The following is a 306-nucleotide window of genomic DNA, read 5'->3' as shown; positions in this document are numbered from 1 at the left end:
CACGCCGACCGAAACAACCGCGCTCGCTATGCTTATGAAACTCTGGAGAAGGAAAACCGCGTCACCGTCAAGGGTAAGGATCTCTCCGCCGAACTCATGCACACCCGAGCTCCCGGTGTTACCGGTGAAACCCCCTGGGAGAAGGATTTGACCGTCCACCCCCTCAAGTGGCGCCGCCAGGGCATGCCTAAGGACCTCCCGATCACCGTCATGGACGCCTTTGGCGACCAGGCACCCGGCCGCTCCTTCACCGACCCGCGCATGCTCTTCGACGCATCCCTCTTCGACAACATGACCGACGAAGAA

1 protein-coding gene is annotated in these 306 nt (G+C 61.1%); it reads left to right on the top strand.

The genetic code is table 11. The features are described from left to right. Positions 1-306: hypothetical protein (locus HMPREF2605_RS09450; protein WP_168167577.1), on the top strand; the 306-nt coding region annotated here is incomplete at both ends.

This window comes from Rothia sp. HMSC065C03, assembly GCF_001837295.1.
In the GTDB taxonomy this organism is placed as follows: domain Bacteria; phylum Actinomycetota; class Actinomycetes; order Actinomycetales; family Micrococcaceae; genus Rothia.
This window is presented reverse-complemented; position numbering and strand designations above follow the sequence as displayed.